Genomic DNA, 16,231 nt, shown 5'->3' with positions numbered 1-16,231 from the left:
AGGGCAGCACCTTGCGGGGCACTGCCCTTGAAGTTCAGCGGCGCGCGATCAGCATGCCCAGCAGCAGTCCCACGCCGGCCGCAACGCCTATGGCCTGCCAGGGCTTCTCGTGCACATAGGCATCCGCCGCCTTGGCCTTCTCGACCGCACTGACCTGCAGCTCCTGCAGGCCGCGACGCGCACGCTCCAGCGTTGCCTGCACCTTGGCGCGCAACTCGGCGGTGCCGGCCCCGGTCTGGTCGGCCGTGGCCCGCAGCAGGGACTCGGCTTCTGCAACCACCGCGTGCAGATCCGCCATCAGGCGGTCCTTCTGACCTTGACTCATATCGCTCATCATCGGCTCCTCATGAATCCCGTGGGACTGTGTTTGTACACCCGGTGTGCCCGCCGCGATAGCCCGATGCCTCGGCTTCGGCATGGCCTCTTGCCCTGCCTCAAGGCCAGGGCTCAGAGGTCCAGGCGATAGCCCAGGCCGTAGACAGCACTGACAGGCTCCTGAGGCGGACTCAGCTGGGCCAGCTTGCGGCGGATGTTCTTCACATGGCTGTCGATGACGCGGTCGCTGACGTCGCGGAAGTCCTCATGCAGCTGCTCCAGCAGCTGGGCCCGGCTGAAAACCCGCCCCGGCTGGCGCAGCAGCAGCCGCAGCAGCCGGAACTCCAGCGGCGTCAGCTGCAGCAGCTGCCCCTGCCAGTAAAGGCGCTGGCCTGCCTCGTCCACCGCATAGCCGCCCTCCAGTGGCTGCGGGCCCACCGCGGCCAGGCCAGGCAGGCGGCCCTGGGCTCGCCGCAGCAGGGCCTTGACACGTGCCACGGCCTCACGCGGGCTGAAGGGCTTGCACAGATAGTCGTCGGCGCCGAGCTCCAGCCCCAGCAGGCGGTCCAGCTCGTCCACCCGCGCGCTGACCATCAGTACCGGCAGGGCCGAGAACTGGCGCAGCTCGCGACACAGGCTGAGCCCGTCCAGGCCCGGCAGCATGAGGTCCAGCACCAGCAAGGCCGGTGCAGACTGGCGCAGCAGGGTCAGGGCTTGCGCGCCGTCCGCCAGGACCTGGGTCTCATAGCCCGCGGCCTGAAGATAGTCCGCCAGCAGCGCAGCAATCTTGGCCTCGTCCTCGACGATGAGGATGCGTTGCGAAGGGGCCCCCTGGCGCGAGTTCTGCAGGTTCATGCGCTGTCTCCAGCTCGTGCCACCAACGGCAGGCTCAGGCATTGCGCCAGCCCGCCCAGCTTGGACGCTTCGGCATGCAGGCTGCCGCCATGGCTCAGTGCCAGTGCACGTGCAATGCTCAGGCCCAGGCCGCTGCCTCCGCTGGCTCGGCTGCGGGACGCCTCGGCGCGGAACAGGGGATCGTAGAGCTGGCGCAGCTGCTGCGGAGGCAGGCCCGGTGCGCTGTCCTCGACCACGATCTGTATGCACTCACCGCGCCGCCGTGCCCTCATCAGCACGCGGCCCGGTGCATCGGTGTAGCGCAGGCTGTTCTCGAGCAGATTGCCCAGCAGTTGGGCAATGCGCTCGCCGTCCCAGTGCGCCATGCCCAGGGTCTCATCCAGGTCCAGCTGCAGCTGCAGGCCCTTGGCCCGCATGCGCTCGTCCACGCGCTGGCTCGCCTGGCGCAGCAGGGCGGCGACGTCCACCGCCTCGAACTGGCAGGGCAGGCGGCGCAGCTGGGAAACCGCCAGCACGTGGAAGTCCTCGATCAGGCGATGCAGGCGCTGGACCTCGTCCTGCAAGGAAGCCAGGGCGGTTTCGCTCCAGGGCCGCACACCGTCGGCCAGGGCCTCCAGCTCGCCGCGCAGGATGGCCAGGGGCGTGCGCAGCTCATGCGAGAGCTGGGCAATCCAGCGGCGGCGCTCGTCCTCCGTCTGCTGCAGGGAGGCCGCCATGGCGTTGAGGTCGCGCATCAGGGCACCGATCTCGTCGGCGCGGTCCTGCGGCACGCGCACGGCCAGCTCGCCCAGGGCCATGCGGCGAGCCGCTCCCTGGGCCAGCTGCAGAGGCCGCAGCCAGCGCCTGGCCATCAGGAAGGCCAGCACCAGGGCCACCAGCAGGCTGAGACCGGCGACCGCGGCGATGCCCAGGGTCTGGCGGCGTAGGAACTGGGCATCCAGCTCGTCATGGACCTCGTTGCGGTCGGCCAGGAAGAGGTAGGCCTGCGTCATGCCCTGCCGCTTCAGCGCCCGCCGCTGGCCGGGCTGATGCAGGGCCTCCCGGCGCCCAGCCAGCCATTGCCCTTGGGCATCAAGCAGGACCAGACGCTGTCCCAGCCGGGCGGGGTCGCGTGGAGGCCGTGGCGGACGAGGCGGGGGAGGCAGGGCCGGAAGCGGCCGTGGCCGGCGGGCCTGGGCCTGCGGCGGGGCTTCCGCGGGCGCTGAGGGCTGCGCCTCGGGCGCGCGCCGGGGGAAGTCGTCTGACCAGGCCTCGGCGTCCAACTGCGGCGCGGTGCTCTCCAGCCACTGATGCATATAGGCGCGCAGCTCGCGGGGTGCCAGGCCGTCCAGGCGATCGAGATCGGCCTCGGCAGCGCGCATCACGCGATCCAGCACCAGGCTGTCCTGCACCCGGAGGTAGTCACTGAAGCCGCGCCGCAGATTCCAGACCTGCAGGCTGGCCATGGCCCCCACCGCCAGCAGCACGGTCAGCGCCATCAGCAAGGCCAGCTGGTGCAGGAGTCGCAATCGCATGGCGGCATCTTAGGCGGGGCGGGCATTGGAATTGTGGAGGGGGCCTTCACAGTTTCTCCATGCTCGCTGCCCAATCAGGACGCAGGCTGGAGGCCTTGCACATCTTCATGGAGCAGCCATGCATTCCCTCCCCGGCCCCCGGTCCCCAAGCAAGATCCTGGCAACCCTGCTGACGCTCTGGCCCCTGCTGCAGGCCCCCGCACATGCCCAGATGCCAGCGTCCAGCCAGCCGGTGTCGGGGACGGCACATTGCGCAGCGCCGCCTCATCCGCCTCATCCGCCGGCCGCCCCCCAAGCGACGGCGGAGCAGCGCGAGCAGCATCTGCAGAAGGCGCTGGGCCTGAGCGCTGACCAGGCGCATCAGCTCGACACCCTTCTGAGCCAGGCGCGCGAGCAGCAGCAGCGTCCCGACGAGGCCCGGCTGGCCCGCCTGCTGAACGAGGAGCAACGCCAGCGCCTGCGTCAGCTCCCACCTCCGCCACCCGCCGCACCGCCCATGCCGCCGCTGCCCGCGGGCGCTGCCTGCGACCGGCCGGCACACCAGGCCCCGGCCGCTCAGCCTCCCTTGCCCGCGCCCAAGGCCTCGGCGCCTGCGCGGCCTGCGGGTTGAGCGCCTGTAGCGCACCCTCGCAGCGCTTCCCGCATCGACAGGAGTCCCCCATGCCTTCCCTGCCCCTTGCCTTACGACTCGGCACCCTGGCGCTGAGCACCGCCGTGCTTGGCGCCTGCGGTGGCGGCACCAGCACCAGTGCCGACGACCATCTCGTCAGCGCAGCCGCCGCGGAGCCTGCAGCCTCAGCCGCAGCAATCACCAGCGGCACCGATGCCCGCCTGCAGGCCACGGCCCTGCGCAGCCCGCCACCCACCCTGGCCAGCGTGGGCGAGCGGCTGTTCAAGGAGCCTCGCCTCTCCGCCAGCGGCCAGCTGTCCTGTGCGGGCTGCCATGTGGCCGCACAGGCCCATGCCGACCAGGCGGGCAGCTTCCTGCCTCTCGGAGGGCTGGCCATGGACCAGCAGGGTCTGCGCAGCAGCCCCAGCCTGCGTTATCTCAACGGCACGCCCGGCTTCAGCATTGATGAGCAGGGCCGCGCCCGCGGCGGGCTGTTCTGGGACGGCCGAGCCAATGACCGGGTCGCCCAGGCCCGCGGGCCGCTCTTTGCCACCAACGAGATGGCCAATGCCGATGTGGCCAGCTATGTGCGCCGTCTGCGCACGGTCAGCGCCTTCAGCGACCTGCTGCAGGCCAGCGGCCTGAGCACCGCCGCCAGCGATGCCCAGCTGCTGGATGCCAGCTTGCAGGCCCTGGCCCGCTACCAGCAGCAGGATGCGGGTTTCGCGCCCTTCAGCAGCAAGTTCGATGCCGTTCAGGACGGACGGGCCCGCTTCAGCGCCCAGGAGGCGCGCGGCTTCGCGGCCTTCACCGATCCCCGCAAGGGCAACTGCGCGGCCTGTCACAGCGCCAGCCCGCCGCCCAATGCCCCCGTCGGCGCCCGGGCGCTATTCACCAACCATGGCTACTTCGCCCTGGGGGTGCCGCGCAACCGCAGCGTCGCGACCCAGACCCCTGACTTCTTCGACCTGGGCCTTTGTGGACCGCAGCGCACGGACCTCAGCGCCCAGACCGCGCTGTGCGGCAAGTTCCGCGTTCCAAGCCTGCGCAATGTGGCGCTGACGGCGCCCTACTTCCACAACGCCCGCTTCCAGACGCTGGAGGAGGTGCTGGGGTTCTACGCGACCCGCGATCTGGACCCGGCGCGCTGGTACCCGGTGATCAACGGGCAGGTGCAACGCTTCGACGACCTCCCGGCCGACTATCGGGCCAATGTGCATCGCGGCGCCCCCTTCGATCGCCGGCCCGGACAGTTGCCCGCACTGAGCCCGCAGGACGTGAATGACATCGTCAGCTTCCTGAAGACCCTCAGCGACGGCTACCAAGTCTCCGCCGAGGTGCAGCGCTGAGTGAGGGCTTGGGGGCCTCGTCATGAGCCCATGCAAGCAGCCCCGCCAGCAGCCGAGGCAAGGGCCCAGAGGCCGGGATCGCTCAGGCGGTCTTGGCGGCGGCGGCGCGACGCGCGCGCCAGGCCTTCACGGCCTGGTGCCAGCTCTTGGCTCGCTCCAGCCATTCGCCGAACAGGCGCTCCGCCGAGCACAAGGCCCAGGTCCGCAGGCTGGCCTTGTACAGCAGCAGGTGGCCTCGGGCCTCGACGCGGTTGGAGGACTGGTGACTGTGCGAGGGCGAGCTGTAGCCCAGGTCGATGGCACTGAAGCGAGCTTCGCTGCTGAGGTCCTCGATGGCCAGGTAGAGGATGGAGGTGCCCACCGAGAAGCGCAGCATGGCCGGGTCGGTCAGCACATTGTGCAGGTGCAGGGTCTGGCCATACTGCGTGGCCACCAGGGCAGCCACGGGGACGCCGCCAGACTGCAGCACGTAGCTGCGCAGCAAGCCCAGGCGGGCCATGACCACGAATTTTTCGTGCGAAATCAGCACGGCCTTGACCTCGGGCGGGGCCAGACGGTCGATGGCCGCGGCCAGCGTGTCCACCGACGCCGGCTGGTCGACGCGCAGCAGCTCCAGGGGCGCATGCTCACGCAACAGCCGGATCTGGCGCTTGAGGTTGTAGCGGTGCTTGCTGCCAAACTGCGCCAGGTAGGCATTGAAGTCACCGGGCAGCGGGATCTTGTGGCATTCGCGCCAGCCATTGAGCACGCAGGCGCCGAGGTCGCGCTGGCTGCTCGTCAGGGCCTGCAGGCTTTGCTGGATGTGGCTCTGCTGCGGCAGCGCCGGCAGCGACAGCGCCACCACCCGGGGCCGCTCGGCCAGCAGGAATCGCACCATGCTCTCCAGCACGGCCGCAGACTCGTCGCCCAGCACCGCACTGCCCATCACCGTGCCCACATGCAAGGACCCCAGCTTCAGGCGCCAATGCCTGACTTGAAGGCCCATGGCCAGGTCACGGTAGCGAATGGGCGTGAGCGCCAGCAAGCGGCCATCGCCGGCATCCCGAACAGTCAGGATGTCCACCTCCGCCCGATCCTGGCTGGTGGCGCGGATGTACTGCAGGAAGTCCGGAGACTGGTAGATCGGCTCAGGGCCGGTGCTGCCGGCCAGCAAGGCCTGCCATTCGCCCAGGAAGACGGGGTCATTCTCGCGTTCGGTTTCCCACTGGACCCGATAGGGCCGCAGGAGAACAGGCCTACCGGCGGCGGGCCCGAGCTGACCCGGCTGGGGCACATCAGGCACGTCGGTGCGGCACGCCCAGGCGCCCGCTTCCGCACATGACATGTCGACCTGCTTCAGCACCTTAGCTCCACCCATTCCATCTTCTGACCGACAGCCCTGCCCACAGCGCGGACTGCGCCTCCACTTTTGTCATTTCACCGCACCGGGATTCGCCGGGGACCGGCGCCGCGGACGCTTCTCGGAAACAAAGAGAAACGTTGCGACAGTGGCGGCGATGATATTCGCGCCGGGCGCCCCTACACCGCACGCCAGCGGTTTGTCCCTCCATTCGAGGGGACCCTTCTTTGTGCAGGCCTGCACACTTGATGCTGGATTGCTCTGGGACAGCGCCCCAGAGACCCGCCAGCGCCCTCGGCACGCCAGCAAGTCTGCATCTGCCCAACAGCGTTCAGCCACGGGAAATGAAAAAAGCCGGGCGAACCCGGCTTCGGCAAGGGCAGCAAGCTGCTCAGGCGAGCAGTGCCTCTGCCGCCACATAGTCGTAGCCCAGGTCGCGGGCCACGGCCTCGTAGGTGACCTTGCCCTGGGCCACGTTCAGGCCAGCCTTGAGATGGGGGTTGTCCTTGAGGGCCTGGCGCCAGCCCTTGTCAGCAAGGGCCACGGCATGGCCGATGGTGGCGTTGTTCAGCGCGAAGGTGGAGGTGCGGGCCACGGCGCCGGGCATGTTGGCCACGCAGTAGTGCACCACGCCATCCACGAGATAGGTGGGCTCGGCATGGGTGGTGGCATGCGAGGTCTCGAAGCAACCGCCCTGGTCAATGGCAACGTCCACCACCACGGCGCCCTTCTTCATGCGGGAGACCATGTCGCGGGTCACCAGCTTGGGCGCGGCAGCGCCCGGGATCAGCACGCCACCGATCACGAGATCAGCCGCCAGCACGGACTCTTCCACGCTCTGGGCGTTGGAGTAGAGCGTGGTGATGCGGTTGCCGAAGACCAGGTCCAGCTGGCGCAGGCGGTCCACGCTCTTGTCGAGCACGGTGACGCGGGCGCCGAGGCCCACGGCCATCTGCAGCGCGTGCGTGCCGACCACGCCAGCACCGATGATGGTGACCTGCGCCGGCGCCACGCCAGGCACGCCGCCCAGCAGCACGCCCATGCCGCCCTTGCTCTTCTCCAGGTGGGCCGCGCCGGCCTGGATGGACATGCGGCCGGCAACCTCGCTCATCGGGGCCAGCAGCGGCAGGCCGCCGCCAGGGCCGGTGATGGTCTCGTAGGCGATGCAGATGGCGCCGCTCTTGACCAGGGCGGCCGTCTGCTCGGGATCCGGCGCCAGATGCAGGTAGGTGTAGAGGATCTGGCCTTCGCGCAGCATGGCGCACTCTTGCGGCTGCGGTTCCTTGACCTTGACGATCATGTCGCACTGGGCGAAGACGGTCGCAGCGTCCTGGGCGATCTGCGCGCCGGCGGCGACGTACTGCTCATCGCTCAGGCCGATGGCGGCGCCGGCCTGGGTCTGCACCAGCACGCTGTGGCCGCGGCTGGTGAGCTCGCGCACGCTGGCCGGCGTCAGGCCGACGCGGTATTCGTGGTTCTTGATTTCCTTGGGGCATCCGATCTTCATGGTTTGTCTCCTTGATGGGCCTCGTGAGCCGGGACTCAGAAGCCCTGGGTTGTACGACTGCGCCCTGCGGCACCGCAAGCGCCATTCACCGATCTCGCCCCTTATTAGCCGCGCTTATGACGCGACGCAGCATGCCCCTCGGCCGCATTCCCTGCCGGCCCGGCGGAGCCTGGCTGCAGAATTCAGGCGACGGTCCAGGACTCGATCTGCAGCAACCCGCTCTCCAGTTGGCGCGCCCGCACTTCCAGCCGCTGCCCCAGCAGCGCCTCCAGCAGCTCGTCACGAAAGGCATTGCCGCCCAGGCGGCGGACAGGCAAGACCTGCCCCCCGTCCAGGCAAAGGACCAGGCCCTGGCGCTCGCTCTTGCTGCCGGCGGCGAGCAGGCGCCGTTCCATCACGCCGGTCCATGTCTGCAGGGGCTGGCTCATCGTCGGCCCTCAGAGACTGCGGGCATGGAGGCGCCGCACATGCAGCAGCTCGCCATCCTGCTCCGTCGCCACCAGCGTGACGAGCTGGCCATTGGCACGCCGGCCCTTGAGCACATGGATGCTGCGGGCTGGCATCTTCGGGCCCTGCCGGGCCGCCTGCAGCACGTAGCTGCGCCGCCCGGCAAGGCGGAAGTCCAGCCCGCTTTCCCTGGCCATCGCACGCAGGACCTTCTCGACCGGCGCAGCCGGGGTCTGCTGGCTGTCGCGCAGCAGAGGCAGTGAGCGCCCCAGGTTCAGGCCCTCGCGTTCCAGGCGCTCGCGGCGCAGGCCGCGCACGCCGCGGTCCTGCACCTTGGCGAAGGCCGTCTTGAAGGCACGCGTCTTGGCCAGGGCATGGCCGACGAAACCCACCGCTTGCAGCGAGGGATCGCCCAAGAGGTAGAACTGGGCCAGGGTCTTGAGGTCCACCGGGTCCAGATGGGTACGCTCGCCTGCGAACTTCTGCCGCGCCTCCAGGGCCGCGCGCCCAAGAGAGGCCCCCGCCAGCACGCGCTGCAGGAAGTACTGGCAGATCAGGTCCGCCGAGCCATTGCCCTCGCTGGGCCCGTAGGCGATGGTGGTGCTGCCGAAAAAGCCCCAGGCGCCGTCGGCCAGATAGCTCAGCGCGATGCCCAGCTGGCCTCCCGCATCGTCGGGGTCATAGAGTTGCGCACCATAGCAGCACTCCGCAGCGATCACCGTGCCTGCGCTGACGCGGTCGCGCAGCAGGCTGGCCCGGTGGGCCACGGGGTAGTCGTCGCCCTTCTGGCCCAGGTACTCGGGGCTGGTGTCGCTGCCATGGCAGTTGATGAAATGCACCCGCGGCGCCAGCTCGGCCTTGCTCCAGCGCGGACCCTGGGGAGGCGCCAGCTTGAGCTGATCGGCTTGTCCGAAGAGATTGGCAAGACTCAGCCGCGTGGAGGCCTGCCACTCGGCCGCGCTCAGGCCAAAGTACTGCTGGAACTGCTCCCTGGGCAGGGGCTTGGCGCGGGCCGCGGCACGGATCAGCTGCAGCAGCAGGTCCGGCTTGCTGGCGCCGGGGATGTCAGGCAGCCGCCCCACCACCCGGCTCGGGCCCTGGAAGCGTGCGGGGTCGGTGCTGTAGGGCGCTTCGCAGGCATAGGGCAGGTCGCTGGGCACCGTCTTGTCATTGTCACCCTCGTCTCCGGTGTAAGCCGGATTGCTCAGGGGCACCAGGGGCAGCACATCATGCGCTCCCAGTAGCAGGACATAGTGCGGCGCCAGCGCGCCGGCCAGGCCGTCGATGGCAGCCTTGAGCCCCTTGGGGTCGCTCCGGGCCACGGCACTCAGCCCGTGGCGCTGCATGGCGGCGGCCTCATCCACGCTCAACACCAGGGTGTCGATGCCGCGGCGACGGTCGGCCGTCACCAGGGCCTTGAGGGCTGCGTCGATGCGCCCCAGGCCGGCCTTGCCGTATTTGCTCTTCAGCGCGGCGCCATGACGAAGAATCAGCTTGTCCATGCAATGAACTCCTGGTGCGTCGAAGCGCGCATTGTTGCGGCCCCGCCCTTGTCAGGACAAGGGCCCCTCCCTAGTTCATCCGGAGATGGGAAGACATGCGCGCCCCTGGCCCCTAAGCTGCGAACCACCTGCAGACACACGCAAGGAGACCCCATGAAGCCATCACCGCCCGGCTGGCCCCGAATCGCCAGCAGCCTGTTCTACCAGGACGCCCACGCGGCCATTGCCTGGCTGGTACAGGCTTTCGGCTTCAGTGTGGAGCTGAAGGTCGAGAGCCCTGAGGGCAGCGTGCTGCATAGCCAGCTGCGCTTTGGTGACGGCCTCATCATGGTGAGCGAAGGCCGTGGCGACCGCGCCCGACGATTCGGCCTCCCCCTGTGCAGCCCGCTGGATTGCAAGGGCGCCAACACGCAAGCGCTGATGCTGTACGTGGATGACGTCCTGGCCCATTGCGCGCATGCTCGAGCCGCCGGGGCCCGCATCGTGCTGGAGCCCGTGCTGCAAGACTATGGCCCCGAGTACTGGGCCGACCGCTGCTATGGTGCCCTGGACCTCGACGGGCACTTGTGGTGGTTCTGCGAGCGCGTCCGCAATCCGGCCTGAATGCCTGGCGCTGCCGCACCACAGCAGCGCCCAGCTTGCGGGGCCATCGCTGCCTTTCACTCCCGCGCCTCTCTCCAAAGTCCTCCCCTGCTTCTCGCCACAGGGACTTGACCAGGGCCACCGTCCGAAGGCCCAGCGGCCGGGCGGCTGGGCATCTCCGATCGGCGCAGGCGCTGTAACGAGGGCATCAAAGTCCCTGGGCATCATGAGCAGTCCACCGATTCGCCGCACAGGCGATCGCCCGCTGACCTCCTCCGTAAAGCCCATGAGACTGCAAAAGACCGACCTGGCCCGTCAACTCCTGAGCAGCCCTCGCCGCGATCTGCCCGCCGGCCATCGCATGCTGCTGATCACGGTGGACGGGCGGCGAGACCTCCACCAGCTGCGCGACCTGGCTCGCCATATGGGCCTGGACACCAGTGTGGTGGAAGACCTCTACGGCCGGGGCCTGATCGCACCGGTGGAGGCCGACCTCAAGGCCCATCAGGAGGCCCATCAGCTCGCCGAGCGCGAGCGCGCCCAGCGGGCCGCCCAGGCCAGCCAGCATGCCGCCCTGCAGCAAGCCCGGCGCCTGGCCCGGGCCAAGCTCTATGCCCTGGACCTGGTGGCCCGCATGCTGGTCGGCCAGGACGGCGAGCTGCGTGCCCTGGCCCGCCACATCGACAGCGAAGACGGCTTGCAGCTCTGGATGGAGGCCGCAGCCCAGCAGATCCGCGAGCGCTCCAGCGAGGAACGCGCAGAGCGCTTCAGGGAACGCGTGCTGGAGGAAATGGGGCTCGCACTGGCCTGAGCGGAGCGATCTGCCGCCCGCCATCGAGGGCCCTGGCTCAGCGCCCGGGGGCTCGCGGCTGGGTGGCTCGGTCCCTCAGGGCCTTGAGCTCCCCGGAGGCCCGCAGCGTCTCGAAGGCCTCTGCAAAGCGCTTGAAGACCGCCTCATTCACCTGGGGATTGAAGGCGAAGTAGCAGCCATAGCCCTTCTGCAGCACATGGGCGACCACCAGTTGACTGGCGTCCAGCCCCAGACGCGTCGCCTGATGCTGGTAGGGCAGGGACAGGCCCGCGATCATGTCCAGATGGCCGGCATAGAGCATGCGCGTCGAGGTCTCGCTGCCAGGTGTCAGGTAGACGCTACGCTCCGGCATGCCGGCCTCGCGCACCATCCTGCCCGCGGGCGACCCCTTGATCACGCCGATGCGCAGGGCACGGGCGTCCGGCGTGGTGGGGCTGAAGTCCAGACCGCTGCTGCGAAGCGTCATCACCGCCACGTCACAGTCGTCCAGCGGCCCCACCCAGCGGTAGTGCGGCTCGCGAGCCGGGGTGCGCACGACGACATAGAGAAAACTATTGGGCACCTCGCCCACCGTCTTCAGGCCGCGGGCAAAGGGCTGGATGCTTCGCTGCAGGCGCAGGCCGCTCTGATCGGCGATGCGATCAAGCACCTCGTTGGCAAGGCCGACAAATCGGCCGCCCTCAAGATAGGAAAACGGCGGGACGTCCTCAGTGACGCCAAGGAGATCACCTGCCCGCGCGGCCTGTGCCGCACACAGGACCAGAGCGACCGCGGACAGGAACTGCCGCCAAGCCATGATTGCCATCACCACCTCCGCGCCATCCTGGGCCAGGGCCAAGTCCGCATTGGGCGTCAGCGACCCGCGGACGTCAACAGCAACCTGGCTCCTGGGTCCTGCGAGCTGCGAGCTGCGCATGCCGCTTGCGAGAACACCGCAGGCTGGGGACGGACTTGACGGCTCAGTTCTTGCAGCTCAGTTCAGATGACCCAGTTCAGATGACCCAGTTCAGATGGCCCAGTTCCGGTGGTCCAGTTCTGACGCCAGGTTCCGACGCACCGGTCCAGCGCTCAGCCCTGACGCTTGGCCAGCAAGGCCCGCGCCACGCGGGACACCGGCGGGCGGCCCAGCTGTTCGGAGATGAAGGCGCCAGCGTCGACGAGCTTGTCGAGGTCGATGCCCGTCTCGATGCCCAGCCCATTGAGCAGGAAGACCACGTCCTCGGTCGCCACATTGCCTGTGGCGCCCTTGGCATAGGGGCAACCGCCAAGACCGGCCACACTGGCGTCGAAGGTGTGGATGCCCATCTCCAGGCAGGCGTAGATATTGGACAGGGCCTGGCCGTAGGTGTCGTGGAAATGGCCGCTGACCTCGTGCAGCGGGTAGTGTTTCAGCGCCCGCTCCATGGCGGCCTGGATGCGACGGGGGGTACCGACGCCAATGGTGTCCGCCACGCCCAGGTGATCGACGCCGATGTCCTTCATCAGCTTCACCACGCGCTCCACCTGGTCCGGCGCGATGTCGCCCTCGTAGGGGCAGCCCACCGCGCAGGACAGGGCGCCGCGCACCTTGAGGCCGGCGGCATGCGCTGCATCGACCACCGGTGCGAAGCGCTCGATGCTCTCGGCCACGCTGCAGTTGATGTTCTTCTGGCTGAAGGCTTCCGAGGCCGCGCCGAACACGACGATCTCATCCGGCTGCGTCGGCAGGGCCGACTCCAGGCCCTTCATGTTCGGCGTCAGCACGCTGTAGCGCACGCCGGGGCGGCGCTCGATGGCGGCCATCACCGCGGTGTTGTCGCCCATCTGCGGCACCCACTTGGGGCTGACGAAGCTGGTGACCTCGATATTCTTCAGGCCGGCGTCCTGCAGCAGGGCGACCAGACGGGCCTTGTGCTCGGTGGCGACGGGCTGCTTCTCGTTCTGCAGGCCGTCGCGGGGGCCCACATCGACCAGGATGACACGGTGCGGCAAGGTGCTCATGACGGGACTCCTGTGCAGGTTCACTCGGCGGTCTTGAGCTTCAGCAGCTCGGCGCCATCGCCCACTTGATCGCCCACAGCGAACAGCAGCTCGGCCACCACGCCATCGCGCGGGGCGGTGATGGTGTGCTCCATCTTCATCGCCTCCATCACGGCCAGGGGCTGGCCCTTGGTAACGGCATCGCCGGGCTGGGCCAGGAAGGCCACCAGCTTGCCGGGCATGGGGGCCGTCAGGCGGCCGCCCTCGCCCTGCCCTTCCCCGGCATGGGCGATCACGTCGACCTCGGTCAGCAAGGCCGAGCCGGCGTCGGCGAACACGGCCACCTGCTCGCCGCGCTTGTAGGTCTTTACGGTGACGCGTTGAAGGCCGAGGCCTTCGCCCAGCAGCAGCTCGTGCTGCTCGGTGCCGGTCGAGCGGACGGCAAAGGCGATGGACTCGCCACCCACCGTCAGGGCCATGCCGCCCTGGTGGTGGCGGGACAGCAGCACCTCGTGATGCGCCTCGCCCTCGGCCAGGTCGAAGCGGCGGGCCGATGCGCCGAACAGGCGCCAGCCGTCGCGGCGGCTCCAGGGGTCGCTGCCCACGGTCTGGGCTTCCTCGGCCAGGGTGTGGGCCACGACAGCCGCGGCGGCCACGCGCAGGGGCAGGCCCGGCTGGCCGAAGAGGACGGCCTTCTCGCGCTCGATCAGCGCGGTGTCCAGGTCGGCACCGGCAAAGGAGGCGGTCGCGGCGCAGCGGCGCAGGAAGGCGACGTTGGTCTGCAGGCCGACGATATGGGTGTCGCGCAGGCTGGCATCCAGACGGGCCAGGGCCTGCTCGCGGGTCTCGCCCCAGACGATGAGCTTGGCGACCATGGAGTCGTAGAAGGGGCTGATCTCGTCGCCCTCGTCCACGCCGGAATCGATGCGGATATCGCCTCGCTGGAATTTCACATGCGCGGGCCAGCGGGCCACGTCCAGGCGGCCGGTGGCGGGCAGGAAGCCGGCCTCGGGGTTCTCGGCGCAGATGCGGGCCTCGATGGCATGGCCGTGCATGCGCAGCTCGTGCTGCTTGAGCGGCAGAGGCTCGCCCGCGGCCACGCGCAGCTGCCACTCGACCAGGTCCTGGCCGGTGATGGCCTCGGTCACGGGATGCTCCACCTGCAGGCGGGTGTTCATCTCCATGAAATAGAACCGGCCATCCTGCTCGGCAATGAACTCGACGGTGCCCGCGCCCACATAGCCCACGGCCAGGGCCGCGGCGACGGCGGCCTCGCCCATCTCGCGGCGGCGGGCCTCGCTCATGCCGGGAGCCGGCGCCTCCTCCAGCACCTTCTGGTGGCGGCGCTGCACCGAACAGTCGCGTTCGAAGAGGTAGACGCACTGGCCATGGCTGTCACCGAAGACCTGGATCTCGATGTGACGCGGGCGCTGCACATAACGCTCGATCAGCACGGCATCGTCGCCGAAGCTGTTGATGGCCTCGCGCTTGCAGGAGGCCAGGGCCGCGTCGAACTCCTCGGCCGCGTGGACCGCGCGCATGCCCTTGCCACCGCCACCGGCGCTGGCCTTGATCAGCACGGGATACCCGATGCGATCGGCCTCCTTCTTCAGCAGGACCGGATCCTGATCCGCGCCGTGGTAGCCCGGCACCAGGGGCACGCCGGCCTGCTCCATCAGGCGCTTGGACTCGGCCTTGAGACCCATGGCCTGGATGGCCGAGGCCGGCGGGCCGATGAACACGAGGCCCGCGGCCGCGCAGGCCTGGGCGAAGTCCTCGTTCTCGGAAAGGAAGCCATAGCCCGGGTGGATGGCCTCGGCGCCGGTGGCCTTCGCCGCCTCGATGATGCGCTGCCACTGCAGATAGGAGTCCTTGGGCGCCGGACCGCCGATCAGCACGGCCTCGTCGCAGGCCTGCACATGGCGGGCACGCGCATCGGCCTCGGAATAGACCGCCACGGTCTTGACGCCCAGCCGGCGTGCGGTGGCCGCGACGCGGCAGGCGATTTCGCCGCGATTGGCGATGAGGATCTTCTTGAACATGGCAGTGACTCCGGTTTTCTTTTGATCGGCGAGCGGCCGGTAAGCCGCAGTGTGCATCTGAAGGGCTGGATGGCCTCTTGGATCCAAAGACTCAGTTCGAGTTGCAGAACAGCTTGCAAAGCGCTGACTTGAGTCCAGCGGCGCCCGAGGATCCGGCCTTGCCGGGCCTACGGGCGACCTTGCAGGCCGCGCCGCGCCCAAAGGCCCGACTCTTCGCCAGGCTGGACAGGTCCACTGGACCTGTCCGGTCCGGGCTCAGCCCCCGCGAGGGGGCCGGAGAAGCCGGTAGGGGGAGGGTCAAGCCGCGGCGCTGCAGCCGCGCAGGGTGCCAACAGGGGCCGGCTCGGTGGCATTGAGGCGGATCTTGGCTTCCTTGCCATGCCCTTCCGACAGCTCCGCCTCCGTGGCGCAGTGCATGCCCAGGCGATCCAGCAGGGCGCGGTCCTTCTCGGCCTGCGGGTTGGAGGTGGTCAGCAGCTTGTCGCCATAGAACATGCTGTTGGCGCCAGCCAGGAAGCACAGGCTCTGCAGGCTCTCCGGCATCTCCTCGCGGCCGGCCGAGAGGCGGACCATGGCGCGCGGCATGATGATGCGGGCGACCGCGATGGTGCGCACGAACTCGAAGGGGTCGAGCTGGGCCGTGCCGGACAGCGGCGTGCCCTCGACCTGCACCAGGTTGTTGATGGGCACGGACTCCGGGTACGGGTCCAGATTGGCCAGCTGCACCAGCAGGCCCGCGCGCTCGCGGCGGGTCTCGCCCAGGCCCACGATGCCGCCGGAGCAGACCTTCAGGCCCTGGGCGCGCACGCGCTCCAGCGTGTCCAGGCGGTCCTGGTAGGTGCGGGTGGTGATGATCTGGCCGTAGAACTCGGGCGAGGTGTCGAGGTTGTGGTTGTAGTAGTCCAGGCCCGCACTTTTCAGCTTCTCGGCCTGGCCGTCCGCCAGCATGCCGGCGGTGAGGCAGGTCTCCAGGCCCAGGGCCTTGACCTCGGAGATCATCTCGCCGATGGCCTCGATGTGGCGCTCCTTGGGCGAGCGCCAGGCGGCGCCCATGCAGAAGCGGGTCGCGCCATTGGCCTTGGCGGCGCGGGCGGCTTCCATCACCTCCTGCAGCGGGATCAGCTTCTCGGCCTTGAGGCCGGTGTCGAAGTGGGCCGACTGCGGGCAGTAGGCGCAGTCCTCCTCGCAGCCGCCGGTCTTGATGGACAGCAGGGTGGAGAGCTGGATGGCGTTGGGATCGAAGTGCTCGCGGTGCACCTGCTGGGCGCGGAAGATCAGGTCGTTGAAGGGCAGCTCGAAGAGCGCCGCGACCTCGTTGACCGTCCAGGGCTTGGCATTGCGGCGCTCGGCATCGGTGGTGGGCGTCAGCGACTGGATCTGGTTGGTGGTCTGGGTCATG

At 69.0% G+C, this 16,231-nt stretch carries 15 protein-coding genes; 4 read left to right on the top strand and 11 right to left on the bottom strand.

Annotation, left to right across the window (positions count from 1 at the left end; genetic code table 11):
• Positions 1-34 precede the first annotated feature (34 nt).
• The 3 genes from ACS5PK_RS11965 to ACS5PK_RS11955 form a co-directional block, all read right to left on the bottom strand.
• Positions 35-325, bottom strand: a complete 291-nt coding sequence (locus ACS5PK_RS11965) for a DUF883 family protein (protein WP_439440470.1) — start codon at positions 323-325, stop codon at positions 35-37.
• 122 nt (positions 326-447) lie between these two features.
• Positions 448-1,170 carry a response regulator gene (locus ACS5PK_RS11960; RefSeq protein WP_439440469.1) on the bottom strand — a complete coding sequence of 241 codons (723 nt, stop codon included), beginning with the start codon at positions 1,168-1,170 and terminating at the stop codon, positions 448-450.
• A complete protein-coding gene (locus ACS5PK_RS11955; protein ID WP_439440468.1) occupies positions 1,167-2,684 on the bottom strand; it encodes an ATP-binding protein in 1,518 nt (505 codons plus the stop codon). Before ACS5PK_RS11955 ends, ACS5PK_RS11960 begins: the two co-directional genes overlap by 4 nt.
• Positions 2,685-2,802: 118 nt before the next feature.
• Between ACS5PK_RS11955 and ACS5PK_RS11950 the strand changes: the two genes are divergently transcribed.
• Together ACS5PK_RS11950 and ACS5PK_RS11945 are read left to right on the top strand one after the other, a co-directional pair.
• The gene (locus tag ACS5PK_RS11950; RefSeq protein WP_439440467.1) at positions 2,803-3,294 is read left to right on the top strand and encodes a hypothetical protein; all 492 of its coding nucleotides are present in this window, start codon (positions 2,803-2,805) and stop codon (positions 3,292-3,294) included.
• Positions 3,295-3,344: 50 nt separating this feature from the next.
• A complete protein-coding gene (locus tag ACS5PK_RS11945) occupies positions 3,345-4,643 on the top strand; it encodes a cytochrome-c peroxidase (RefSeq protein WP_439440466.1) in 1,299 nt (432 codons plus the stop codon).
• 82 nt (positions 4,644-4,725) lie between these two features.
• On the opposite strand, the gene ACS5PK_RS11940 is transcribed toward ACS5PK_RS11945, so the two are convergent.
• From ACS5PK_RS11940 to ACS5PK_RS11925, 4 genes are all read right to left on the bottom strand, one after another.
• A complete protein-coding gene (locus tag ACS5PK_RS11940; protein WP_439440465.1) occupies positions 4,726-6,000 on the bottom strand; it encodes a GNAT family N-acetyltransferase in 1,275 nt (424 codons plus the stop codon).
• A 373-nt stretch (positions 6,001-6,373) separates the two neighbouring features.
• Complete coding sequence (gene ald / locus ACS5PK_RS11935) at positions 6,374-7,489, bottom strand: alanine dehydrogenase (RefSeq protein WP_439440464.1); 1,116 nt, start codon at positions 7,487-7,489, stop codon at positions 6,374-6,376.
• Between the two features lie 182 nt (positions 7,490-7,671).
• A complete protein-coding gene (locus ACS5PK_RS11930) occupies positions 7,672-7,917 on the bottom strand; it encodes a hypothetical protein (RefSeq protein WP_439440463.1) in 246 nt (81 codons plus the stop codon).
• A gap of 9 nt (positions 7,918-7,926) precedes the next feature.
• Entirely contained in the window at positions 7,927-9,438 is a 1,512-nt protein-coding gene (locus ACS5PK_RS11925) for a hypothetical protein (protein ID WP_439440462.1), read from the bottom strand.
• A gap of 153 nt (positions 9,439-9,591) precedes the next feature.
• Between ACS5PK_RS11925 and ACS5PK_RS11920 the strand changes: the two genes are divergently transcribed.
• Together ACS5PK_RS11920 and ACS5PK_RS11915 are read left to right on the top strand one after the other, a co-directional pair.
• On the top strand, positions 9,592-10,041 hold the full coding sequence (locus ACS5PK_RS11920) for a VOC family protein (RefSeq protein ID WP_439440461.1): 450 nt from the start codon (positions 9,592-9,594) through the stop codon (positions 10,039-10,041).
• Positions 10,042-10,306: 265 nt separating this feature from the next.
• Positions 10,307-10,831, top strand: a complete 525-nt coding sequence (locus tag ACS5PK_RS11915; RefSeq protein ID WP_439440460.1) for a hypothetical protein — start codon at positions 10,307-10,309, stop codon at positions 10,829-10,831.
• 37 nt (positions 10,832-10,868) lie between these two features.
• Here ACS5PK_RS11915 and ACS5PK_RS11910 read toward each other — a convergent pair whose 3' ends face one another.
• The 4 genes from ACS5PK_RS11910 to bioB all read right to left on the bottom strand — a co-directional run bounded on the left by ACS5PK_RS11910 (position 10,869) and on the right by bioB (position 16,230).
• Positions 10,869-11,636, bottom strand: a complete 768-nt coding sequence (locus tag ACS5PK_RS11910) for a substrate-binding periplasmic protein (RefSeq protein ID WP_439440459.1) — start codon at positions 11,634-11,636, stop codon at positions 10,869-10,871.
• A gap of 263 nt (positions 11,637-11,899) precedes the next feature.
• Complete coding sequence (locus tag ACS5PK_RS11905) at positions 11,900-12,811, bottom strand: hydroxymethylglutaryl-CoA lyase (RefSeq protein WP_439440458.1); 912 nt, start codon at positions 12,809-12,811, stop codon at positions 11,900-11,902.
• 20 nt (positions 12,812-12,831) lie between these two features.
• A complete protein-coding gene (locus ACS5PK_RS11900) occupies positions 12,832-14,832 on the bottom strand; it encodes an acetyl-CoA carboxylase biotin carboxylase subunit (RefSeq protein WP_439440457.1) in 2,001 nt (666 codons plus the stop codon).
• A 297-nt stretch (positions 14,833-15,129) separates the two neighbouring features.
• Positions 15,130-16,230, bottom strand: coding sequence for a biotin synthase BioB (gene bioB / locus ACS5PK_RS11895; protein WP_439440456.1), 1,101 nt, complete (start codon positions 16,228-16,230; stop codon positions 15,130-15,132).
• Position 16,231: the final 1 nt, after the last annotated feature.

Origin of the sequence: Roseateles sp. DB2, assembly GCF_051857535.1 — a bacterium.
Classification (GTDB): Bacteria; Pseudomonadota; Gammaproteobacteria; order Burkholderiales; family Burkholderiaceae_C; genus Roseateles_B.
This window is presented reverse-complemented; position numbering and strand designations above follow the sequence as displayed.